Genomic DNA, 23726 nt, shown 5'->3' on the forward strand with positions numbered 1-23726 from the left:
CTGCAAATCAGAAGAGGATCATAATGGGCGGAGGCGCACCATCTCTCCCGTTACCGCTCTTGGCATTGGTGACCGTTTTGCTTGCTGTCCCGATGGTCGTCGCGCTCAAACAGGTTCGCGGCTATCCGGCGCGGTTTGTGATTTTTGCCATCTGGTTGCGCTATATCATGAGCGCATTTCACGAGATTACCTTTTCGCCGGTGGTCGCGGGACTAAGCTTGAACGCGCTTGGTTCTGTCGCCATTGCTGGCATCGGCCTGCTGCTGGTGTCCCCGCGCCATTTTCTGCTAAAGCCGCTATTGCCGGTCTATGCGCTGATTATACTTTCGCTCATCAGTGCAACAGCGAATGACGGATTATTTACGGCGCTGAATGCAACCGTCAAACATATTTATTTCATGGTCATGATGATCGCTGTCTATCGCGCTCTTTTGGAAAATGACGGCGCGCGATTTTTCCGACCGCTGCTTTGGGCCTTTGCGCCATTGTTGGTATTTCAAATTCTGTCAATTGGCCTGGGGGCGGTGAAGGCATCAGAATTTGACGGTTCAAGCAGCTATATCGGCGGCTATAATCATGAAGCCACCTTTTCCATCGCTATGGCGACGTTTTTTGTGGTGGCCTGTTTTGCGGTCACGTTGCCGCGCCTGATTCAGGCTGTTCTGTCCGCCAGTCTGCTCGGCGGAATCATTCTCGCCAATTATCGCACGACGATGATCGCCGTTTTGCCACTGGCAGCCATTCAGGTGGTCAGTAGCGCGATGTTTTCCTTCGTTCGCGAACAGCGGGCAATATTGGCCGTCATCCTATCATTGATCACATTGGCCGGCATATTTGTGTTGGCGAGCTATTCCGCCGAACGGTTCAATGATCTGGCGGTATTTTTCGGCGATCCCGGCCAATATATCAAACCACAAGCCGAGTTTTCTTTTGACGAGCGCCGCCTGTTATCGGGCCGGGTCTATATCTGGTCCGGTTATATTTATGCATGGCTCGATGGATCGGCGCTCAATCATCTGATCGGCTTCGGTCCTGATAGCTGGGAGGAGATATTCAAAGTCTACCCCCATAATACGATTGTCGCGTATCTTTACGAATTGGGTTGGGCAGGCGTATTTTTGCTTCTTATTTTTTGGTTCACAATGGCCAAATTGGCCATCCAGGCACCTGCCGAAGATCGTGCGACCTTATTGTTCGCGCATTTGTCATTTCTTTTCATGAACTTGTCGACAATGGCTTTATGGCAAATAGAAGGTGTAATTTTTTATGCCATTATTTGTGGTTTTTCGCTATTCAGGAAAGTGGAAACAGGGGCAATGAGAAGCCATTTGAAAACAAGCCTGCGCCCTGTGTGACTTTTTCGTTCCCTTCATTGGGAGCAGGGGAGGCATGATTGGACAAAAAAAGCGACGATATCGCTCGGCACAGTCCAGCCGCTATTTCCAAGGACGCTATGGCTGAGAACATCAGTGCCCGAACACCTGCCAATGCCTCGGCTTCGGTCGATCCGGCAAAATTAGAGACAGCAGAACAGTTTGAAGCATCGTCGGCATCTGAAAAAGCGCAACAACTTCCGGGGCGGATGTTGGTTATCGCTGGTGCTGGATTGTTCATCTGGATTGTGATCGCCATCGGCATATTGCTAATTTTTTTCTGATCTATACCGTATCTCGTCGCCCCGAAATTGGTGCGGTGTAACGCCCGAGTATTTGTTTGACTGGTCGGATTTGATAGCGAACGTGGGCTTTCTTGATCGGGATCACTATTTCTTGCGGCCAAAAATTCTCTTTATCATCAATTCCTTGACCGGCGGCGGAGCAGAGCGGGTGATGGCCGCGCTGCTGCTGCATTCCAAAGTTTATCGCGACCGCTATGACATGTCCCTGGCGTTGTTGGATGATGAGCCGGCGGCTTATGAGATACCCGACTGGGTTACTTTGCACCAGCTCAACTGTCGCGGCACGCTGTTACAATCGATTATGCAATTGCGGACGCTGGAACGATCTTTGCGACCGGCAATGACGCTAAGTTTTCTAACCCGTTCAAACGTCGCCAACTGGGCGAGTCGTGCTGGAACGGGCAGGCCGTGGATCATTAGCGAGCGTGTGAATACGAGCGCGCATCTCGGCACGGGTCTTTCAGGGCGTTTGAGCCGCGGCCTTGTAAGACTTTCTTATCGCAATGCTACCCATGTCATTGCCGTGTCTCAGGGTGTCGCTGACAGCTTGTGTGATGGGTTTGAAGTACCGAGCGACATTATCAGCGTCATCGCCAACCCCGTTGATACTGTTCATATTGCCCGGCAAGCGTTGGAAAAATATCCCGCCCATCCTGACGAGCCCTATATCATGGCAATGGGCCGGCTGGTGGAGAACAAGAATTTCAGTCTGTTGATAGATGCGTTTGCGGCCTCCTCCATCACCGGGAAACTCATCATCATTGGCGATGGTCCGTTGCGTACCGATTTGGAACGACAAATTGCAAGTCATGGTTTGCAAGAACGGATAATCTTGCCGGGCTTTGTCCAGAACCCGTTTCCCTTACTGGCCGGGGCGCAATTTTTTGTACTGTCATCTAATGCCGAAGGTTTTCCCAACGCTTTGGTTGAAGCAATGAGCACAGGAATAGCTGTGGTGGCGACCAATTGCAGATCGGGACCATCCGAAATTCTGGCCGACAAAGCTGCATTGAAGATTGAAAGTATGACTTTGGGGAATTTTGGAATCCTCGTGCCTTGCAACAATGTTATCGCCATGGCCGATTCTTTGCGCTATTTACAAGAGGATGACGCCCGTGAACGCTTTGCCCGGCTCGCTTTGACGCGCACCAAAGACTATACACCGGAAAAGGCGGCACAGCGCTACTGGCACGTGATAGAGCAGGGTCTTCATACGGCATAGTTGCTTGCCAGCTTGCTGTTCAACCTTGGGGCTATGCAAGGAGTTGAACATATATGCGTCAGCCTGGCCTCTGCTCCGCTGCTGCGGTGTTTTTATTCGCATCTCTGCCTGCCACCGTTCACGCGCAGCAATCGGATGTGCTTGAAGATTTCCGCGACGAAAGTCTGCAATTCCAACGCCCTGATGTTCTCAGCGTGCAAGAACGGCCTCAGCCTGCCTTTGATCCCGTCCCTTACCGGGATGCGGGAATAGAAATCATGCCGAGTATTAAGGTGGACAGCTTATATAACAGCAATATTTTCGCAGAACGTGACGCCCGCGATGACTTGATCATTCGGATCAGGCCTAAGGTGGCCGCATCAACGCAGTTTGGTAATTTCAATATTGCCACCGCGGCGGAAGTGGATCACAGACAATATCTTAGCACAGACAGTCAGAGCACGACCGATTACATACTCGGTTTGCGTGGGCGGTTCGATATCGACCGTGAAGGTCAGATTTACGCTGGTACCCGAAACGGCCAGCGGACGGAAGACAGGACGGACCCCGCCTCTCCGCTTAATGTCCAAGAACCCGTGCAATATCGCTTTGCCTCTGGCTTTGTCGGGGCGGCGCGCAGTTTTAACCGGCTCCGCGTTGCTGGTCGTGTCGGCATAGAGAGGCGTGATTATGAAGATGGCCGTGATGGCCTCGACCTGCCGGTGGATCAGGATTTTCGCAACCGCACCATTTTGACGTCAGACCTAGCGGCCGAATTTGCAATCAATCCCGATATATCCGTCTTCGTGAACGGCAGCGTCAATCAGCGAGACTATAAGGCCCAGCCGCTATTCTCGCCATCCCGCGATTCTAAGGGATATGAGATTACCGCGGGGACGAGCTTTCAACTAAGCAGTCTCGTTCGTTCGGAAATTGGCATCGGCTATTTCGAGCAGGATTTTGAGGATGCCAGATTTGAGGATGTGGAGGGGTTTGCGGCCCGCGCCAAGTTGGAATATTTCGTGACCCCTTTAGTGACACTAACTGCCCGTGCCAATCGCGGTGTCGAAGAATCTTCTACTCTAGGTTCCGGTGCCTTTGTAGCAACATCCTTTTCGCTGACGGCTGATTATGAGTTGCTTCGCAATCTGATCATCAGCGCCAGCGGCGGTTACGAACGAAACAAATTTCAAGACATCGACCGGCGCTATACGATCGCTAGTGCCAAAATGAGCGCGGAATGGCGGCTTAGCCCTCGCTATGCGCTTCACGCACAATATGATTTTCGCGACCAAGAGGCTTCGGGCACCTTCCCGGGGCGTGAATTTTCCCGGCACCGTTTCCTGGCGGGCATCACCATAGCAGGAATGTGACATGACCACTCATCTCGACCGCCGCACTGTCATCTCGACACTGGTTCTGGCGTCGCTGATTGGATGCTCGCGCTCGGCAAAGGCCGCAACCATAGATGGTCGAACTTTTCAAGGTGATGGGACGGGGGAAGGCCTTAGAGCACAGTCGGATCTTACTATTCGCAACTCACGTTTCCTCAATCTCGGGAACGGCGGGATACGAGTCAATGTCGCGACCGACGGGTTGGTGGTGGAACAAATAGAGGCGCGAAATCTATACAGATTCCTGGAAAACACCGCCTCGGATCGGTCGAAGCCGGCGTCGCTAACGAACTTTAAGCTGCGCGGGATTACGGGCGACGACATACGCCGGGCCATGACCCGCATCCGCTATCGATCGCGCGATGGGTTGATTGAAGATGTGATTGCGCGCGCGGGCGAAAATACGGAACGTTATTGTACCGGCTTTGTTCTCGATGACGAAGCGAGAGCGATTATCTATCGGAGATGTGAAGCCCATGGCTTTGCTGAACGGGGCAGGTCGAGCAGCGATTATTGGAATGGCGATGGTTTTTCCGACGAGCGCGGCAATACGGCTATCCAATATCTTAATTGTATTGCAACCGGCAGCACGGATGGCGGTTTTGACTTGAAATCGACTGATGTTCGGCTGACCAATTGTGTTGCGAAGGACAATAAGCGCAATTTTCGCTTTTGGGGTGACGGTGAGGTTGAAAATTGCCGCAGTGAAGATCCGCGATCACGCGGCGGTTCTGGTAGACCTTCGCATTTTTCATTTCATGGCAGCAGCACAAGATATGTTATCGATCGGCCAATTGTTCGTTCTTCTTCGGGTAATGACGCGCCGGTGTTTTTGTTCGATAATGATACGCCAGCCAATATCGAAATCCGCAACGCCGATATTGACGCCCCGGGCGCGCCTCTTTTCCGCGTAGAGAATAGCGAGCCTAATATAACATGGGTTCCGGCTCGGGAAGATCAGAATATAAAGACCGCTGAATAATCTTGCGCGACAGAATCGTCGATTGTTTATGTCGATCCGCTGGCGACAATTGCCCCGACTTGGCGGTTAATCGGGCGATTAAATTGTCATTTGCAACCTTGTCCCAGGAATGGCATAGTATCGCTAAAGCTGGGAGAGACGGCAAATGGCTACGCAGGTAAGAGAAAAAAGCGGCAATGATTCAAACACGCCGATGGAAGCGGTGGACGTTCTGATTGTTGGGGCTGGTATTTCCGGGATCGGAATGGCGGTCCATCTGCGCGACAAATGTCCGAGTAAGAGCTTTGCGCTAGTTGAACGCCGTGACGAGATTGGCGGGACGTGGAACCTATTTCAATATCCCGGCATCCGGTCGGACAGTGACATGCATACACTAGGTTTCAAATTTGAGCCATGGACCGAGCAAAAGGCGATTGCCGATGGTCCGTCGATCATGAACTATCTCCATCGAATCAAAGCGAAGCATGATCTGGAAAAACACATCCATTTTGGCCACAAAGTGCTGTCGGCAAGTTGGTCGAGCGAAGCGGCTCGCTGGACCGTAACCGCCGAAAAATCAGACGGTAGCCATGCGGTCATGTACGCCAATTTTCTCTACATGGGATCGGGCTATTATGATTATGATCAGGGCTACGACGCCCAGATTACGGGCATAGAGACTTTCAAAGGTGATGTCGTACACCCACAATTCTGGCCAAAGGATTTGGAATATAGCGGCAAAAAAGTGGTGATCATCGGCAGCGGTGCGACCGCTGTGACAATTGTCCCGGTGATGGCGGAAAAGGCGGCCCATGTGACCATGCTGCAACGCACGCCAACCTGGTATTTTGCCCGCGATGCGCGGGATCATCTCGCCAACTTCTTGCGTAAGATCATGCCGGACCAGTGGGCTTATAATATCATCCGCTGGAAAAACGTGAAGATGCAGGATTTGACCTTTAATATGGCGCGGAACAAGCCTGAAAAGATTGTGAAAAAGCTCGAAAAACCGCTTAAGAAAGAGTTGGGCGATAAATATAACAAGGAAGACTACACGCCGCCCTATGGCCCGTGGGAACAACGTCTGTGCTTGGTCCCGGACAGTGATATGTTCAAGGCGATCAGTTCGGGTGCAGCGGATGTGAAAACCGGCCATATTGATACTGTGACTGCCGATGGTATTATCCTCAAATCCGGCGAAAAACTGGAAGCGGACGTCATAGTAACGGCAACCGGGCTGAAGCTAGCCGTGGCGGGTAAAGTAGCCTTCGAGGTCGACGGCGAGTCCATCGATTTCCACGATCATTTTTATTATAAAGGTTGTATGTTCTCCGATATACCGAACATGGCGATCGTGTTCGGTTATCTAAATGCTTCCTGGACGCTCAAGGCGGATATTGTGTCGGAATATACCTGCCGGCTCCTCAATCATATGGACGCCACCAGCACGAGGATAGCCAATCCTGTATTATCGGAGCCTGTCGAAGAAGAGGAGCTTTTCGACTTTTCCTCCGGTTATATCAAACGGTCGATCAACGAACTTCCTCGCAACAGCACGAAGATGCCGTGGAAGCTTAATCAGGACTATCTGTTTGATAAAAAAATCCTGCTTAAAGAGCCGGTCGATGATGGTGTGATCCAGTTTTACGGACCGAATAGTGCAGCCGTGTCGGGCGATGAGCCGCAGCTTGAGGCAGCGGAATAGCAATCTCGTGCCCGGGTGCAGGCCGGGGTTTGTCTCCTCCCAGCTTCAACCAGATGCGCCCTGGGGAGATAGATTCCAGCTTACACAGGAATACAACATTGCAATTGACACTAATGTCAGTAAATAGATTACATGAAAAATGAATTCCTCGATGTCCTCATCGTCGGTGCTGGCCTGTCCGGTATTGGTGCCGCTGTTCACCTCACCAAACGCTGCCCCGGCAAACAGTTTGCCATTGTTGAAGGCCGCGAACGGCTTGGCGGAACTTGGGATTTGTTCCGCTATCCTGGCATACGCTCAGACAGCGACATGTATACACTGGGCTATAATTTCAAACCCTGGACAGCCCGCAAGGCAATTGCCGACGCGCCTACCATTCTCAATTATTTGCAAGAGACGGTGGACGAACATGGATTGGCAAAGCACATCCGCTACGAGCGGAAAGTAACGCATGCGAGATGGTCTAGCGAAACGGCGCGGTGGACGGTGACGCTGTCTCACGGCGATGGATCGACTAGCGAGATAGAATGCAATTTCCTCTTCATGTGTTCTGGCTATTATAGTTATGAGGGCGGGCATAAACCGGATTTCAAGGGACAGAATGATTTCGCCGGACCTATTATCCACCCGCAGGAATGGCCAGAAGATCTCGACTATACCGGCAAGAAAATAGTCGTGATTGGTAGCGGCGCAACCGCTGTTACACTGATTCCTTCCATGGCCGAAACGGCAGATCATGTGACTATGCTGCAACGTTCACCAACCTATATCGTGTCGCGGCCTGCTGAAGATAAATTCGCGCTTGCGATGCGCAAGTTCTTGCCGAGCAAATGGGCTTACGGTGTCACGCGTTGGCGCAATGTGCTCTACCAGCTGTTCACCTTCAATCTGGCGCGCAGCAAGCCGGAAGGGTTCAAAAAGACGCTGCTGAAAATGGTCCGTGAGGAAATGGGCAAGGGCGTCGAGATGAAACATTTTACGCCCAGCTACAATCCCTGGGATCAACGGCTCTGTCTGGTGCCGGATAGCGACCTGTTTCAATCGCTAAAATCCGGCAAAGCGTCGATTGTGACCGACCATATCCAGCAGTTTGTCGAAGATGGCATATTACTGAAATCCGGTGAGAAGCTGGAAGCGGATATCATTGTCACAGCCACTGGTTTGAAATTGGTGTCGGGTGGTCATGCGCAGTTCGAGATTGACGGTGAGCCCGTCCATTTCGGCACGCGGTTCAATTACAAAGGTGTGATGTTCTCAGATGTGCCCAACCTCGCCATGACCTTTGGCTATACAAACGCCAGTTGGACCTTGAAGGCAGACCTCACCAGCGAATATATTTGCCGGTTGATCAACAAGATGGACCAAAAGGGCGTGCAGATTGCCTATCCCCATCCGACCGCTGCGGATGAATTGATTCCCGAGACTATTGTCGATTTCTCGTCTGGCTATATCGAGCGTGCTGCCGCAGACCTGCCCAAACAGGGGCAGAAAAAGCCATGGCGGCTCAATCAGAATTACGCGAAGGACATTGTCAATTTGCGCCACAAGACAGTTGACGATGGCGTAATGGTCTTTGCCAAGGCTGGAAGCAAGCCGGTGACAAAGTCTGAATCGGCTCCGAAAACCGAACCCGTTACAGCCTGATTAGGCACTCGCGTTCAATCCACAGTGCCGCTATAGGGTGGCGATGACTGACTTCAAGACATTGATAGAGGCCGACAAAGGCCAAGCCGCCCGGACCATCCAGATATTGGATGTGACTATTTTTGAAGACTGGTTGAAAGAGCAGCCAGATAGCATTCGCAATATAGTGAAGGCCTATAAATTCGTTGCTAATCCGGAATCTTATCTGATCCTGCCCGTCACCAGCGGCAAAGGTAAGGATAAAGACTCAGAACAAGGCGACTTCACGGTTGTTGCAGGTGTCAACAATCATAAAAGACTCGATCCTTGGGCCTTGGCAAAACTCGGCGGAAAATTGCCAGAAGGCAAATATAGGTTGGCGGACGCCAGCGCCAAAGACGCACTTTTTGGCTGGCTGATTCCCCAGCATGAGTTTGATCAATACAAGGAATTACCGGATCGCCAGGGGCCGAGTGTTTTGCTTGTCAAAGATGAAATCGGCAAGGTTGACGAAGCAGTGAGGCAAGCCGAAGCGACGGCTTTGGTGCGCGATATGGTCAATACGCCGGCGGCTGATATGGGCCCCGATAAGCTTGAGGATATCGCTGAAAAGCTCTCCGAAGCGCATGGCGCCGACCTGAAAGTCACCCGCGGTGATACGCTTGAAAAGAATTTTCCGATGATTCACGGTGTCGGCAAAGCGGCGATGCGGGATCACGCGCCGCGGCTGATCGAACTGAAGTGGGGCAAGGCCGATGCTCCCAAAATCGCGATTGTCGGCAAAGGCGTCACCTTTGATAGCGGCGGTCTTTCGATGAAGTCGCCAGCTGGCATGCTAATCATGAAAAAAGATATGGGGGGTGCCGCTCATGCGATCGCTTTGGCCAAGTTGATCATGGAGGCAAAGCTTCCCGTTCAGCTTCATTTGCTGGTTCCTGCAGTTGAAAACTCTGTCGATGGTCATGCGCTGCGCCCCGGCGACATTCTACAAAGTCGCAAAGGATTAACGGTGGAAATTGGCAATACCGACGCGGAGGGGCGCTTGGTACTCGGTGACGCGCTAACCTTGGCCGGTGAAGAAGAACCGGAACTGATTATAGATTTTGCCACACTTACGGGTGCTGCCCGGGTTGCCTTGGGTCCGGACTTGCCAGCGATGTTCTGCAGCGATGAAGATATGGCAGCGGGTCTGCTGGACAGTGGCAACCAACAGGACGACCCGTTATGGCGTATGCCGCTGTGGTCACGCTATGAATATCGCCTCAACAGCCCGGTTGCCGATACCAACAATGTTGCTGTTGGTTCTTTTGCAGGTTGTATAACGGCGGCATTGTTCCTCAAGAAGTTCGTGCCTGACGATATCCCTTGGGCGCATTTCGATACCTATGCCTGGCGGCCAGCAAGCAAGGCTGGACGACCAAAAGGCGGGGAAGCGCTAGGTTTGCGCGCAAGCTGGGATTATCTGAAGGCGCGCTATTGCAAATAAGCTGCCGCAGTCGCTGCTTGATCAACGGGTAGATTCTCGGTTAAGGGCGGCTGTTGTCACAGCTTTGTCACAAAGCGCGGCGTTTTTGCGATTTTGGCGCAAGCTGTAAATGGGGTATATAAGAACAAATGAACATTGTCGGGGACATAGAAGCCGGAGATCAGTCCGCACGCGCGAAATTTTCGCTGCATGGTCCCGAAGAGGATTTCGATCCGCGGACAACCGCGCATCGCGGTGACCTGGCGGATATTGCTCTGGCCGGAAAATTGTTCGCGCCGCATTATGCCGAGGCGCTGCCGATGCGCTGTGCCGCACCAAAGGCGATGATCCGCAAGCAAGGCGGCAAGGATCACGAAGCGGTATCCGAGTTGTTGCATGGCGAAGACTTCCATCTGCTCGACGTCGTCGGCGATTGGGCTTGGGGTTTTTGTGACCATGATGGCTATGTTGGGTATTTGCCGGTGCACGCTTTGCAGCATCAACGGAAGACGGCGCAGCCTACCCATCTGATTTCAGCGCGAGCGGCTTTAATATTCATCGAGCCAGATGTTAAAGCCGGTGTCATCAAGCGCTTGCCTATGGGTTCGAAACTGGCGTGCGGTGAATCCAGCGAATGCGGTAACTTCTTAAAATCCGGTAAGGGTTATGTTCATGTTCGCCATGTGCAGAAAATTGGCGCAAAGCGGGTTTTTGATGGCACGAACAGCGCTGTAGATTTTGCAGAACAGCTCATCGGTGCACCTTATTTGTGGGGCGGCCGCAGTGGTGATGGTTTGGATTGCTCCGGGCTGATCCAGATGGTGCTTGGTCTGACCGGGCAATCGGCACCACGGGACGCCGATCAGCAGTTGAAGGCGGTGGGAACCGAGATCACGGCTGATGAACAATTGAAGCGCGGCGATATTGTCTTTTTCCCCGATCATGTGGGAATCATGGCAGATAGCGACCGGATTATTCATGCCAATATCCATTGGATGCGCGTAGCGGTTGAGCCGTTGGACGATGTGATCGCTCGCTTTGATGATGATGTCGTGCAACCAGTTCTGGCACGTAAGCGGCTCGGTTGAAGAACGGCCATGCCATATAGTGTTTTTATTGACGGCGCAGCCGGGACCACTGGCCTTGAAATTGCCGACCGGTTAGGATCGCGGGTGGAATTTGACCTTGCGCGTTTACCCGAGAATAAGCGCAAGGACGCCGAGGCTCGTCGCGAAGCGATTAACGATAGCGATTTTGTGATACTGTGCTTGCCGGACGATGCCGCCAAAGAAGCGGTGTCGCTTATAGAAAATGACCACACGCGGGTCATCGACGCGTCCTCTGCGCATCGGACGGCGGCCGACTGGGTCTATGGCTTTGCCGAATTTAGAGACGGTCAGCGAGCGCGCATTGCGAATGCAAGATTCGTATCCAATCCCGGCTGTTATCCGACCGGATTTCTCGGACTGGTCGCTCCTCTCATTGCAGGTGGTTTGTTGCCAGCAGACTGGCCTTATGCGGTCAATGCGGTATCGGGCTATTCCGGCGGCGGCAAAGCACTGATCGAGCGGTTTGAGCAGGAATCGGACATCGGGTTTCGTAGCTATGGTTTAAACCTTCAACACAAGCACATGCCGGAGATGAAGCGCCATGCTGGCTTGACCCACGACGTTATTTTCGCGCCATCGGTTGTTCGCGCCTATCGCGGCATGATTGTCGATGTGCCGCTTAATCTTGCTGCCATGGGCTGTGATGCAAAAGCCAGCGACTTGTTGAACATGTTGCAACATCACTATGACGGTTCGGCTATTGTCCGCGCGCGTGAAGGCAAAGGTGTTAGTGAATTGCTGTTAAATGAAAATGGTGCGGCGACGGACCGGCTGGACCTGTTTGTTTTTGCCAATGATAGTGGTGACCAGGTTCGTCTGATTGCAAAGCTTGATAATCTCGGCAAGGGCGCGGCTGGGAGCACCGTACAGGATCTCAATATCATGGCGGGCTTGGACGAGACGCTTGGCCTTCGCCTTTAAACCCATCATCCTATTCAGCAGCGCTGTCGTCGCGATCAGGGCGTAAACTGGTTCCTGCCCGGCCACTGCGGAAGGACGTAAACCAGCTGATTGGATTGAGACTGGTCGTGCCATCCAGCGAGAACGTGATAAACTCGGCGCGGCCGCCGATATTTTCCCAGGGTATTGTGCCATTTAAGCCGAGCGGGCTAGCGACCCGGCTATCGGCGGAGAGATCACGGTTATCACCCAGCAGGTAAACAAATCCCTCTGGTATGATTACCGGTTCAACGTCATCGGTCATTTGCGGACCCAAATCGATAATATCGTAACTCACTCCGTTAGGCAGCGTTTCGCGCACAATCGGTAGGGAGCAAATTGCGTCGCCGGCCGCATTGGTGCCCCGCAGTCCGGGAAATTCGCGGCTGCCGCAAGGGGCATTGGCGTCGATCGGCAATTGTAAGTCAGGCTGGGCTTCCTGCTCGACCGCTACGCCGTTCAGGAAAACTTGCCCGCCGCGCAGTTCGAGCGTGTCGCCTGGCAGGCCAATAACCCTTTTGATATAGTCGCTGCTCTGATCCTTTGGCGTAAGGATCACTATGTCACCGCGTTCGGGCAAAGATCCGAAAAGCCGTCCCTCCATGCGTGGCAAGACATGAAATGTGGGAGATGCCCATGACCAACCATAGGCATATTTGCTAACGATCAGGCGATCGCCAACCAATAGCCCGGGCATCATCGAAACAGACGGAATATAAAAAGGTTTGGCAACAAGGCTATGAAAGGCCAGGACGGCAAGCAGCAACAGGCCTATGCTTTTCGCTTCGCCCGCCCAATCGGTCTTCTCTTTTTTAGAATCTTTCGATTTGATCGCTTGATCATCCGCCTTTTCTAACGTCATATTCTGTTTTCTTCTTCTTTTGTCGTACCCGTGTTTATTGCTAGGTTGAGGGTATCGCTTCGATAATGACGAATGCTTGTGCCCATGGATGATCGTCCGTGAGCGTCAGATGAACGATTGCATCATATCCCGCCGGAGTCAGCGCGTCGAGCCGTTTTTTCGCACCGCCGGTAAGGGCCAATGTCGGTGCACCGCTTTTGGCGTTTACGACACCGATATCCTTCATATAAACACCCGCTTTAAAGCCGGTTCCAACCGCTTTGGAATAGGCTTCTTTTGCGGCAAAGCGTTTCGCATAGGTACCAGCCTTTGTATAAGGTCTGCGGGTCGCTTTTGCGCGCTCTACTTCGGTGAAGACGCGATTTTCAAAGCGCTCGCCAAACCGGTCCAGCGAATTTTGAATGCGCTCTATATTACACAAATCTGAGCCAAGACCGATAATCATCGCGCGTCGTCCATAAGCGCGCGCATCTGCTGGATACTTCCGGCCAGTCCGCCAAATATCGCTTCGCCGATCAGAAAATGGCCGATATTCAGTTCGACCAGTTGAGGGATGGCGGCGATCGGCACGACGTTATCAAATGTCAGGCCGTGACCAGCATGGGGTTCAATACCATTTTTCGCGGCGAGTGCGGCGGCGTCGCTGATCCGGCGCAATTCTTTTTCGCGTTCCGCCCCGGTGACATGGGCATAATGGCCAGTGTGAAATTCAACCACTGGCGCGCCGAGATGGATCGCGGCTTCGATCTGGCGGGGATCGGGTTCGATAAACAGGCTGACCCGAATATTGGCGTCACGCAATTGTCCAACGAAATCTGTCAGCTGGTTATGCTGGCCCGCGGCATCCAGGCCGCCTTCGGTAGTGCGCTCTTCCCGTTTTTCAGGCACAATGCAGGCGGCATGTGGTTTATGACGCAGGGCAATATCCAGCATTTCATCTGTTGCCGCCATTTCGAGATTAAGCGGTATAGAAAGTGTGTCCATCAACTCAATCAGGTCATCATCGCGAATATGGCGCCTATCCTCCCGCAAATGTGCAGTAATGCCGTCAGCGCCCGCTTCAGCTGCGATGGTGGCCGCCTTTATGGGCTGCGGATGATCACCGCCACGGGCATTCCGGATGGTGGCAACATGGTCAATATTGACGCCCAGTCTGAGATGCTGGGATCCTGTATCAGACGTTTCACTCATATCTTGCGGCTGCCGGGCTTTGTCGTCGGTATAGCGGCGAGCTCTGCTGGCACTTCGTTATCGGCATAGGAGGGCACTTCGAGTGTAACTAACGGAAAGAAAGGTACATCAAAGCTGGCAGCTCCGTTTGACCGATCAACCAGAGCGCCTGCGGCAACGACCTCTCCACCCGCTTCGCCAATGGCCTTGATGGCTTCGCGAGAAGACAGGCCGGTGGTGACAACGTCTTCCATCATCAAGACTTTTTGACCGGATTCGAGACTGAAACCTCTACGCAGTTCAAAAATGCCTTCAGGTCGTTCCAGAAAAATAGCCTCGGTTCCCAGCGCTCTGCCCATTTCGTGACCAACAATGACACCGCCCATTGCCGGAGAAACAACAATGTCTATGGCATCGCGAATATCCGGCGGCATTTTTGCAACAAGTGCATTGGTGAGTCTGGCGGCTCGGGCTGGGTCCATAAGCACCCGCGCACATTGCAGATATCGCGCGCTATGCCGACCTGATGACAATATGAAATGCCCCTCTAAAAGGGCGTCACTGGCGCGGAATTCCTCTAATATTTCGGTCTCGGTCAATATTTTTATTCCGTCTTGCTTGGTTGTGAAATCGTGAAATGGGTTCATCTTGGTTCTAATGAAAGCCCGAAAACTTAAAAAATATGCGTAGAGTAGCTTGAGGCTTGCGACAACCCTGCTTATAAGCCGCCTCAAACGGGATGTTTCAGGTTGATGGGGCTGATGTCCGAATGGGCATATTTACCAGAATGTCTGACCGGTCTATGGACTGAAAACGACCGAAAATTAGGGCTTAGATAAGGTTGAGCAAGTAATGATTCATTATGTGAAAGCATGGATTCTGGCATTGGGCCTGATTCTCACGCCAGCGGCGGCAATGGCACAAGATGCCTTGCCCGCAGCACCGGGAGCGGAAGCAGCGCCGGCTGCGGCCAGTGTCGATGCAGAAGCGCCGGCAGCGGAAGCGGCACCTGTATCTGGCCTTGATCCAGCGCTTTATACCCCGATGAAGCCGACTGAAGGTGTAGGCATGCCGGTGGATAAGGGCATCGATTTTCAACCTCAGGTCAGTGAGACCGGAAAAGAAGCGAAATGGATTAATAACGCCATATTGTTGCCGATAATGACTGCGATTTGTCTGTTCGTTCTGGTCTTGCTCTTTTGGGTAATGATCCGGTTTCGTCGCGGGGCTAATCCAGAGCCTTCTAAAACGACACACAATACTTTCATCGAGATTGTCTGGACCGTTGTGCCGGTCTTGATCCTTTTGGTTATCGCTGTTCCTTCGATTAGCTTGCTCGCCAAGCAATTTGAGCCGGCACCAGAGGATGCGTTGACGGTAAAAGTGACGGGCTACCAATGGTATTGGGGTTACAGCTATCCTGACAACGGTGATTTCGAAATTATCTCCAACATGCTTCCCGAAGATGAGGCAAAAGCGCGCGGGGAACCATTCCAGCTCGCCGTAGATAACCGGATGGTTATTCCCGTCGGTAAGCCTGTAAAAATGTTGATTACTGGCGCTGACGTCATTCACAGCTTCGCCATTCCGGCCGCTTGGTTCAAGCTTGATGCCGTTCCTGGACGGATTAACGAGAAAGTGCTGCAGATCGATGAGGTTGGCGTTTATTATGGCCAGTGCTCAGAGCTTTGCGGAGCACGGCATGGGTTTATGCCGATCACCGTAGAAGTGCTGCCAGAAGATAAATTTAACGACTGGGTGCGTGCTAATGGCGGGACCGTAAAAGGGGATGATGCAGCGGAAGCTGAAAGCGATGATGAGGTTGCTGAAGAAGCCGCTGCGGAAACTGCATCAGATGAAACGACAACAGAAGGCGCGCCTGCCGATGCAGCCGCCGCTGCGAACTAAGGGATAAGCAAGCGATGACAACTATTGCAGCAGATGGCCAGATTTTGGACGATCACGCACATGATGCGGATCACAAGCCGGCCTTTTTCCAACGTTGGTTCATGTCGACCAACCATAAAGATATCGGTACGCTTTATCTGATTTTCGCTATTATTGCCGGTATTATCGGCGGTGCAATTTCGGGGATGATGCGGATGGAGCTGGCTGAGCCGGGCATCCAGTATCTCACAAGCTGGGTGGGTTCGGGAGCTTCTGCTGATGAAGCGCTTCACTTATGGAATGTGTTGATCACGGCGCACGGCCTCATCATGGTTTTCTTCATGGTTATGCCCGCCATGATCGGCGGTTTTGGTAACTGGTTTGTGCCGCTAATGATCGGCGCGCCAGATATGGCCTTCCCGCGGATGAACAATGTCAGTTTCTGGTTGCTTATTCCCGCATTTCTGCTGCTTCTCGGCTCGGCTTTTGTGCCTGGCGGTACTGGTGACGGTGCGGGCACCGGTTGGACGGTCTACGCGCCGCTATCGACCTCTGGTTCGGTTGGACCTGCAGTGGATATGGCAATTCTCTCGCTCCATTTGGCAGGCGCTAGCTCGATTTTGGGCGCGGTGAACTTTATCACCACCATTTTGAACATGCGTGCGCCGGGTATGACCTTGCATAAAATGCCGCTATTCGTTTGGTCGGTATTGGTAACCGCATTTCTGCTGCTTCTCGCACTTCCTGTGCTGGCCGCGGCGATTACGATGCTATTGACTGATCGTAACTTTGGCACGACTTTCTTCGACGCTTCTGGCGGCGGTGATCCAGTCTTGTACCAGCATCTGTTCTGGTTCTTCGGTCACCCAGAGGTTTATATTATGATCCTGCCCGGTTTCGGCATGATCAGCCACATTATCTCAACCTTCTCGCGGAAACCAATTTTCGGTTATCTTGGCATGGCATATGCAATGGTTGCGATTGGCGTGGTCGGATTTGTCGTTTGGGCACACCACATGTTCACCACGGGTATGTCGGTTAACGTGAAAATGTACTTTACCGCGGCGACAATGGTGATTGCGGTACCGACGGGCATTAAGATTTTCTCTTGGATCGCGACCATGTGGGGCGGGTCGATGACCTTCAAAACTCCCATGGTTTGGGCGTTGGGTTTCATCTTCATGTTCACCGTTGGCGGTGTGACGGGTGTTGTGCTGGCCAATGGTGGTATCGACGATAACCTGCACGATACCTATTATGTTGTTGCTCACTTCCACTATGTGTTGTCGTTGGGTGCAGTCTTCTCGATCTTTGCGGGCTTCTATTACTGGTTCCCGAAAATGTCGGGCCGGATGTATAGTGAGTTGCTTGGTCAACTGCATTTCTGGATTTTCTTCATTGGCGTAAACGTGTTGTTCTTCCCCATGCACTTCTTGGGTAACCAGAGCATGCCGCGCCGTTATCCCGATTATCCTGAACAATTTGCTTATTGGAATGAAGTCGCGTCCATTGGCTATGCGATTATGGCGGTAGGTGTGTTGATCTTCTTCATCAACATCGCCTGGGCATTTATTGCTGGCCGCAAAGCAGAGGCCAATTACTGGGGCGAAGGCGCAACGACGCTGGAATGGACTTTGTCCAGCCCGCCGCCGTTCCACCAGTTTGAGACGCTGCCTCAGATTAAATAATCGGGCAAAACAACGGAACTAGTTTGCCCGGTAGCCTTAAGGTGCCGGGCAGACAGCCATCAAGACGACTTGAGATTTTTATACAGATATGACTATCGCTTCGACATCACCTCACAAGCTGGCCAGCGCACAGGATCTGTTTGCGTTGACCAAGCCGCGCGTTATGTCGCTCGTAATTTTCACAGCCATTTGCGGTTTGCTGGCGGCGCCCGGGTCAATTCATCCGGTGATTGGCTTTACGGCCATATTGGCCATTAGCCTTGGAGCAGGGGCGTCGGCCGCTCTCAACCAATGGTATGAACATGATATTGATTCGGTGATGAAACGCACTGCCAGTCGTCCGCTGCCTGCTGGTCGGATGGACCGCGAAACCGCCTTGCATTTCGGTGTCGGATTGTCGGTCTTCTCGGTCTTGCTGATGGGTGTTGCAGTGAATTGGCTAAGCGCGGCGATACTGGCTTTCGCGATATTCTTCTACGCCGTGATCTACACGATCTGGCTGAAACGCAGCACACCCCAGAATATCGTGATAGGCGGCGCTGCAGGCGCTTTCCCACCCATGATTGGATGGGCAGCGGTGACAGGTGATGTAACAATCACGCCGCTCTTGCTTTTTGCAATTATATTTTTCTGGACGCCACCACATTTTTGGGCGTTGGCTCTATTTGTAAACAGCGACTATTCCAAGGCGGGTGTACCGATGATGCCGGTGGTCGCAGGCAGGCAATCGACACGGCGGCAAATTGCTGGCTATAGCCTTATCCTCGCTGCCTGTGCCATTGCACCTTATGCGCTTAATATGACCGGCCCTATCTATGGCGTAACGGCAATAGCGCTGAATTTAGCTTTCACCTTCTTGTCCTTCCGTGTTGGTTTGAGCAAGACAGACAATCCCGCAGCCATGAAGGCTGAGAAACATTTGTTCAGCTTCTCCATTCTCTATCTATTCACTCTATTCGGCGCGCTAGTGGCGGACAGGATAATTTTTGCATGAGCGAGATTGACACGAATAAAACGACTATGTCGCCCGAAGACCAGAAAGCCTATCAGGCGAAGCAAAAGCACCGTGCCGCCATCATGGCCGGGTTGCTCTTTTTTCTGGTCGTGTTATTTTATCTGATCACCTTCGTTAAGATAAATGGTGCGGTATCATGAGCCATGCACAAGCTAGAGATTTATCGAGCAAGAACCGTCGCAGCGCTATGATGGCAGGGGCAATGGGCCTTGCCATGTTGGGTATGGGTTATGCAGCGGTACCGCTATACGAGATTTTTTGTCGTGTGACCGGATATGGTGGAACGACACAGCGCGTAGGTGAAGCGCAAGCAGCCACCGTGCAAGCCACATCACGGGTAATGTCCGTCCGCTTTGACTCCAATGTCAATTCCGCTCTACCGTGGGCGTTTAAGCCTGAACAGGCCGTGGATCGTGTCAGTATTGGCGCGCGCGACATGGCCATATATATCGCAACCAACAAATCGGATGAGCCAGTGGTTGGTACGGCAACATTTAATGTCACTCCCCTGCAAGCGGGAAAATATTTTCATAAAGTTCAGTGTTTCTGCTTTACCGAGCAGCTCTTGAAGCCAGGACAAACGATGCGGATGCCTGTGCTCTATTATGTTGATCCGGCGATCATGGATGATCCGGAAACGCGCGACATTGAAGAAATCACATTGAGCTACACATTTTATCGCTCGAAAGACGGCATTGCGGTAGACCCCGCAAAGAGCGATAGCTAAGAACAGTAACGAATAGAACCTGGGGAATAACACCATGGCTGGAGCCAAGAACCACGATTATCATATTTTGCCGCCAGACATCTGGCCGTTTATTGGTTCCATGTCCGCATTGGTCATGGCCTTTGGTGGTATCATGTGGATGCACCCTGATGTTTTCGGCTCTTTCGGTTCTCTTGTGTTTGCGATTGGCGTTGGCCTTGTTGGTCTAACCTTTTTCACCTGGTGGGCGAATGTGGTGAAAGAAGCGCATGCAGGTGATCATACGCCAGTGGTGCAATTGCACCTTCGCTACGGCATGATCCTTTTTATAGCGTCAGAAGTCATGTTCTTCGTCGGCTGGTTTTGGGCATGGTTTGACTATTCCCTATTTCCGCAACCGATTGATTTCGCAGACGGTATCGCAACCAATATGATCGGTCAGGAAGGCGCCGAAGCGCTTATGCAATGGCCGCCCAAAGGTATTGAGGTGTTGAATGCTTTCGAACTGCCGCTGCTCAACACGCTGATTTTATTGTGCTCTGGTACGACTGTTACTTGGGCGCATCATTCGCTGATTCACGGCAATCGAAAGGGCTTGATTACTGGCCTGTGGCTGACGATCATTCTTGGTGTGGTGTTTAGCGCAATTCAGGCTTACGAATATAGCATTGCACCGTTCCCATTCGCTGGATTAAACTATAGCAGCGCCTTTTATATGGCGACGGGCTTCCATGGCTTCCACGTCCTTGTCGGCACAATCTTCCTGATTGTCTGTTTGGCGCGTGCCTATAAAGGCCACTTCACGCCAAAGCAGCATTTCGGCTTCGAAGCCGCTGCTTGGTATTGGCATTTTGTCGATGTCGTATGGTTGTTCTTGTTTCTTGCTGTTTACGTATGGGGCGGCTGGGGCGCACCGGTTCATTAGGGCAGTCTTTTGACAGGATCGGAAAATTCAAAAGGGCAGCCGGAGCTCATTCCAGCTGCCCTTTTTGGCCTCTGTCCCAATTGCGGGCAAAAAACTTTGTTCCGCAGCGTAACGGCTTTTTCTGAAAAATGCCGCGCTTGTGGCCTGGACTATGAAAAATATAATGTTGGCGATGGTCCAGCGGCCTTTTTGACATTGATCGTTGGTGGCTTGGTACTGGCTCTCGCTCTGATTATCGAACTGAACTACCAGCCGCCTATGTGGCTTCATGCGATTTTGTGGTTTCCGCTGACTATCGGCGCGGTCGTAGGAGCTTTACGGGTATCCAAGGCGATATTGCTGATATTGGAGCATCGCAATCAGGCCCGCGAGGGCAGTATTGACGATGGTGGCGACCGATGACACGTCTACCGATTTTCGTAACTATGGTTGTTCTGGCCGCAGTCGCCACAATGATAGGGCTTGGTATCTGGCAATTGCAGCGCGCCGAGTGGAAAAATGAACTGCTGTCTACCTATCGAGCGGCGAGCGATCAGCCTGCCATCAGCTACCCTTCGGTACCCGTTGAAGATAATCCTCCGTATTTTCGGCGGTCGTCAGTCAATTGCCTGGAAGTCCTGACTTGGCGCGCCGTCAGTGGCCGCAATGCAAATGGTCAGTCGGGATGGGCTCATATCGCGCATTGCAAAACGTCAGGCGGCGAAGGACCTGGCGCGCAAGTTGTTGCGGGCTGGTCCCAGTCATCCGAGAATCCGGATTGGAGCGGCGGCGCGGTGGATGGGATAATTGCTCCCGACAGTCAGAATATTTTGCGTTTGGTGGCTAGTGAACCTGTTGCAGGCTTATTAAAGAGCCAGGAACCCTCGACAGACGACATTCCGAACAATCATATGGCCTATGCAGTGCAATGGTTTCTGTTCGCCGGGATAGCTTTGATCATCTATTTTCTGGCTCTGCGCGGACGCAACAAGACGGCCGATAAAGCTTAAAACTTGCTCTATGAGAACGAGGCCGCTAACCCGCTGGCCATCATGGAATATATCTCAACTCGCGCCAGTGGTTCAGGGGACGCCGAGCCACTAAATTTTGAACAGGTAACTCTAGCTGGACTGGCTGGCGATGGTGGGCTTTACGTGCCAACACATTGGCCTAAACTGACGTCGGCAGAGATCGCTGATATGGCAGGGCTGCCATATTCTGAAATAGCAGTTCGTGTGATGCGGCCGTTTATAGGGGATGTTCTCACAGAGGATGAGTTACGCGACTTATGTGAGCAAGCCTATGGGCGCTTTGCACATAAGGCCGTGACGCCATTGGTGCAATTGGATGGCCAGCATTGGTTGCTCGAATTGTTTCACGGTCCGACTTTGGCGTTCAAGGATGTCGCATTGCAACTGCTCGGTTTGCTTTTTGAGACTTTTCTGGCGCGGCAGGACAAGCATCTGACTGTTGTCGGAGCGACCTCCGGTGATACGGGCTCAGCGGCCATTGATGCATTAGCCGGGCGCGAAAAAGTCGATATCTTCATGCTGCATCCCGATGGACGGATATCGGATGTTCAGCGGCGCCAAATGACCACCGTCTTGGCGCCGAATGTCCACAATATCGCGATGGACGGCAGCTTTGACGATGCACAGGCGATGGTCAAGCGGATGTTCGCTGACCCGGAGGTGACGGACCGATTTGCCATTTCAGCGGTCAACTCGATCAACTGGGCAAGGTTGATGGCGCAGATTGTTTATTATTTCTATGCTGCCTCGCAATTGGGTGCGCCTCATCGAAAAGTAGCTTTTTCGGTTCCCACTGGTAATTTTGGTGATGTCTTTGCCGGCTATGTGGCGGCACAAATGGGACTGCCAATTGAGCGGCTTATCGTCGCTACCAACGTCAATGATATTCTTCATCGCGCCCTAAGTAACGGCGATTATTCTGCTGGAACTGTCACAGCAACCGCCGCGCCATCTATGGATATTCAGATCAGCAGTAATTTTGAACGATTGTTGTTCGATCTTGAAGGTCGGGACGGCGCAAAGACAGCGGCCAGGATGAAGGCATTTGAAGAAACGCGTGATATGCAGATAGCGCCAGAAATGTTGGCTAAAGCCGCTTCGATTTTCTCCAGCGAACGTGTCGATGCCGAAAGTATGGCATTGGCGATGAGTCAGGCGCAAGAGGCGGCAGGGCAGGTGATTGATCCGCACACAGCTATCGGGTTGTCAGCGGCACGTTCAGCTGACGTTGATCCTTCCGTGCCGATAGTGACCTTGGCCACTGCTCATCCTGCTAAGTTCCGGGATGCAGTCGAGCGGGCAACCGGCAGTCGCCCGGCTTTGCCACGCCGGATAGGCGATTTGTTCGACCGTGAAGAAGCCTGTGACAAGCTACCCGGTGACTATGATGCGGTGAAGGCTTTTGTCACCTCAAGAGCGACACCTGCCAATGGGTGATGCTGAAAAAAATCCCGGTGTAATGATCAGTGATCCGCGCAGCGATTATGCTTTGATTGACAGTGGTAATGGCCGCAAGCTGGAACGCTATGGCAACTATCATTTCATTCGCCCCGAACCACAGGCAATGTGGTCGCCTGCACGCGATGAATGGCAGGCCGATGGCGAGTTTATTCCAGCTTCAGATGATGATGGCGGCGGGCGCTGGCATTTCAGCCGGCCCGTACCGAAAGAAGGCTGGCCGCTCAGTTGGGAAGAAGTGACATTCACCGCGCAATGCACGCCCTTTCGTCATCTTGCCTATTTTCCCGACATGGATCCGGTCTGGCGCTGGATCCGGTCGAACTTGGCCGGGTTAGAGGATGCTCAGGCATTGAATCTCTTTGGCTATACGGGTGTGGGTACACTGGCTCTATCGGCCGCGGGCGCGAAGCTTGTTCATGTCGATGCTTCCAAGAAATCCGTATCAGCAGCGCGTGACAATGCGGCTTTGTCGGGTATGTCGGAGCGCCCGGTGCGCTGGATTATCGACGATGCAGCGAAATTTGCCGCGCGCGAAGTCAGGCGAGAGCGACGCTATGATGCGATCCTATTGGATCCGCCCAAATATGGCCGAGGACCAGATGGCGAGATTTGGCGGCTTGAGGAAGACCTTGCGCCGTTGATTGAAAATTGCGGGAAGCTACTCGACGAAAACAGCCGATGTCTGTTCTTGACCGTTTACGCGGTGCGGATGTCGGCGCTGGCTTTGGGTTCGTTGCTGAGGGAAAAACTGGCCCATCTGGGCGGCACCATTGAAGTTGGCGAGCTTGCCGTGCGCGAAGAGATGCGCGGCCTGTTGTTGCCGACGGCAATATATGCGCGCTGGTCCAAATAGAGCACTCAAGAAATGCATTTGCAATCCAACAAATAAGCGGCGCGGCTTGCCATTGGCGCTGCAAAGTGGTGAAG

Annotated in this window: 24 protein-coding genes; 20 read left to right on the forward strand and 4 right to left on the reverse strand. The window is 52.5% G+C overall.

Going from position 1 to position 23726, the window contains the following annotated elements; all coding sequences use genetic code 11:
* The first annotated feature begins 23 nt into the window (after positions 1-23).
* The 10 genes from J4G78_RS13895 to argC all read left to right on the forward strand — a co-directional run bounded on the left by J4G78_RS13895 (position 24) and on the right by argC (position 12057).
* Positions 24-1355: an O-antigen ligase family protein gene (locus tag J4G78_RS13895; RefSeq protein WP_207987121.1), complete on the forward strand. Its 1332-nt coding sequence runs from the start codon at positions 24-26 to the stop codon at positions 1353-1355.
* A 38-nt stretch (positions 1356-1393) separates the two neighbouring features.
* Positions 1394-1657 (forward strand): hypothetical protein, encoded by a 264-nt coding sequence (locus tag J4G78_RS13900; protein WP_207987122.1) that lies wholly within the window; start codon positions 1394-1396, stop codon positions 1655-1657.
* 112 nt (positions 1658-1769) lie between these two features.
* Complete coding sequence (locus tag J4G78_RS13905) at positions 1770-2900, forward strand: glycosyltransferase (RefSeq protein ID WP_207987123.1); 1131 nt, start codon at positions 1770-1772, stop codon at positions 2898-2900.
* Between the two features lie 53 nt (positions 2901-2953).
* Positions 2954-4252 (forward strand): outer membrane beta-barrel protein, encoded by a 1299-nt coding sequence (locus J4G78_RS13910; protein ID WP_207987124.1) that lies wholly within the window; start codon positions 2954-2956, stop codon positions 4250-4252.
* Position 4253: 1 nt separating this feature from the next.
* Entirely contained in the window at positions 4254-5255 is a 1002-nt protein-coding gene (locus J4G78_RS13915) for a hypothetical protein (RefSeq protein WP_207987125.1), read from the forward strand.
* Positions 5256-5400: 145 nt separating this feature from the next.
* A complete protein-coding gene (locus J4G78_RS13920) occupies positions 5401-6939 on the forward strand; it encodes a flavin-containing monooxygenase (protein WP_207987126.1) in 1539 nt (512 codons plus the stop codon).
* Between the two features lie 132 nt (positions 6940-7071).
* Positions 7072-8583 (forward strand): flavin-containing monooxygenase, encoded by a 1512-nt coding sequence (locus J4G78_RS13925; RefSeq protein WP_207987127.1) that lies wholly within the window; start codon positions 7072-7074, stop codon positions 8581-8583.
* 43 nt (positions 8584-8626) lie between these two features.
* Positions 8627-10048 (forward strand): leucyl aminopeptidase family protein, encoded by a 1422-nt coding sequence (locus J4G78_RS13930; protein ID WP_207987128.1) that lies wholly within the window; start codon positions 8627-8629, stop codon positions 10046-10048.
* A gap of 128 nt (positions 10049-10176) precedes the next feature.
* The gene (locus J4G78_RS13935; protein ID WP_207987129.1) at positions 10177-11115 is read left to right on the forward strand and encodes a C40 family peptidase; all 939 of its coding nucleotides are present in this window, start codon (positions 10177-10179) and stop codon (positions 11113-11115) included.
* Between the two features lie 9 nt (positions 11116-11124).
* On the forward strand, positions 11125-12057 hold the full coding sequence (gene argC, locus J4G78_RS13940) for an N-acetyl-gamma-glutamyl-phosphate reductase (protein ID WP_207987130.1): 933 nt from the start codon (positions 11125-11127) through the stop codon (positions 12055-12057).
* 10 nt (positions 12058-12067) lie between these two features.
* Here argC and lepB read toward each other — a convergent pair whose 3' ends face one another.
* The 4 genes from lepB to pyrE are packed head-to-tail and all read right to left on the reverse strand — an operon-like array spanning position 12068 to position 14706.
* A complete protein-coding gene (lepB, locus tag J4G78_RS13945; RefSeq protein WP_207987131.1) occupies positions 12068-12937 on the reverse strand; it encodes a signal peptidase I in 870 nt (289 codons plus the stop codon).
* A 40-nt stretch (positions 12938-12977) separates the two neighbouring features.
* Complete coding sequence (gene acpS / locus J4G78_RS13950; RefSeq protein WP_207987132.1) at positions 12978-13382, reverse strand: holo-ACP synthase; 405 nt, start codon at positions 13380-13382, stop codon at positions 12978-12980.
* A complete protein-coding gene (locus tag J4G78_RS13955) occupies positions 13379-14128 on the reverse strand; it encodes a pyridoxine 5'-phosphate synthase (RefSeq protein ID WP_207987133.1) in 750 nt (249 codons plus the stop codon). The genes acpS and J4G78_RS13955 overlap by 4 nt, the downstream gene beginning before the upstream one ends.
* Positions 14125-14706, reverse strand: a complete 582-nt coding sequence (gene pyrE, locus J4G78_RS13960) for an orotate phosphoribosyltransferase (protein ID WP_207987134.1) — start codon at positions 14704-14706, stop codon at positions 14125-14127. Before pyrE ends, J4G78_RS13955 begins: the two co-directional genes overlap by 4 nt.
* A 256-nt stretch (positions 14707-14962) precedes the next feature.
* Between pyrE and coxB the strand changes: the two genes are divergently transcribed.
* The 10 genes from coxB (at position 14963) to J4G78_RS14010 (ending at position 23652) form a co-directional block, all read left to right on the forward strand.
* On the forward strand, positions 14963-16015 hold the full coding sequence (gene coxB, locus J4G78_RS13965) for a cytochrome c oxidase subunit II (RefSeq protein WP_375140371.1): 1053 nt from the start codon (positions 14963-14965) through the stop codon (positions 16013-16015).
* A gap of 14 nt (positions 16016-16029) precedes the next feature.
* Positions 16030-17682, forward strand: coding sequence for a cytochrome c oxidase subunit I (ctaD, locus tag J4G78_RS13970; RefSeq protein ID WP_207987136.1), 1653 nt, complete (start codon positions 16030-16032; stop codon positions 17680-17682).
* Between the two features lie 88 nt (positions 17683-17770).
* On the forward strand, positions 17771-18676 hold the full coding sequence (locus J4G78_RS13975; RefSeq protein WP_207987137.1) for a heme o synthase: 906 nt from the start codon (positions 17771-17773) through the stop codon (positions 18674-18676).
* Positions 18673-18837, forward strand: a complete 165-nt coding sequence (locus tag J4G78_RS13980) for a hypothetical protein (RefSeq protein ID WP_207990873.1) — start codon at positions 18673-18675, stop codon at positions 18835-18837. Before J4G78_RS13975 ends, J4G78_RS13980 begins: the two co-directional genes overlap by 4 nt.
* On the forward strand, positions 18834-19424 hold the full coding sequence (locus J4G78_RS13985; RefSeq protein WP_207987138.1) for a cytochrome c oxidase assembly protein: 591 nt from the start codon (positions 18834-18836) through the stop codon (positions 19422-19424). Before J4G78_RS13980 ends, J4G78_RS13985 begins: the two co-directional genes overlap by 4 nt.
* 34 nt (positions 19425-19458) lie before the next feature.
* Positions 19459-20328 (forward strand): cytochrome c oxidase subunit 3, encoded by an 870-nt coding sequence (locus J4G78_RS13990; protein ID WP_207987139.1) that lies wholly within the window; start codon positions 19459-19461, stop codon positions 20326-20328.
* Positions 20329-20337: 9 nt separating this feature from the next.
* On the forward strand, positions 20338-20730 hold the full coding sequence (locus tag J4G78_RS13995) for a DUF983 domain-containing protein (RefSeq protein WP_207987140.1): 393 nt from the start codon (positions 20338-20340) through the stop codon (positions 20728-20730).
* On the forward strand, positions 20727-21317 hold the full coding sequence (locus J4G78_RS14000) for an SURF1 family protein (RefSeq protein WP_207987141.1): 591 nt from the start codon (positions 20727-20729) through the stop codon (positions 21315-21317). Before J4G78_RS13995 ends, J4G78_RS14000 begins: the two co-directional genes overlap by 4 nt.
* A 42-nt stretch (positions 21318-21359) precedes the next feature.
* Positions 21360-22775 (forward strand): threonine synthase, encoded by a 1416-nt coding sequence (thrC, locus tag J4G78_RS14005; RefSeq protein ID WP_207990732.1) that lies wholly within the window; start codon positions 21360-21362, stop codon positions 22773-22775.
* Positions 22768-23652: a class I SAM-dependent methyltransferase gene (locus tag J4G78_RS14010; protein WP_243457104.1), complete on the forward strand. Its 885-nt coding sequence runs from the start codon at positions 22768-22770 to the stop codon at positions 23650-23652. Before thrC ends, J4G78_RS14010 begins: the two co-directional genes overlap by 8 nt.
* The last annotated feature ends 74 nt before the right edge of the window (positions 23653-23726 follow it).

Origin of the sequence: Parasphingorhabdus cellanae (assembly GCF_017498565.1) — a bacterium.
Classification (GTDB): domain Bacteria; phylum Pseudomonadota; class Alphaproteobacteria; order Sphingomonadales; family Sphingomonadaceae; genus Parasphingorhabdus; species Parasphingorhabdus cellanae.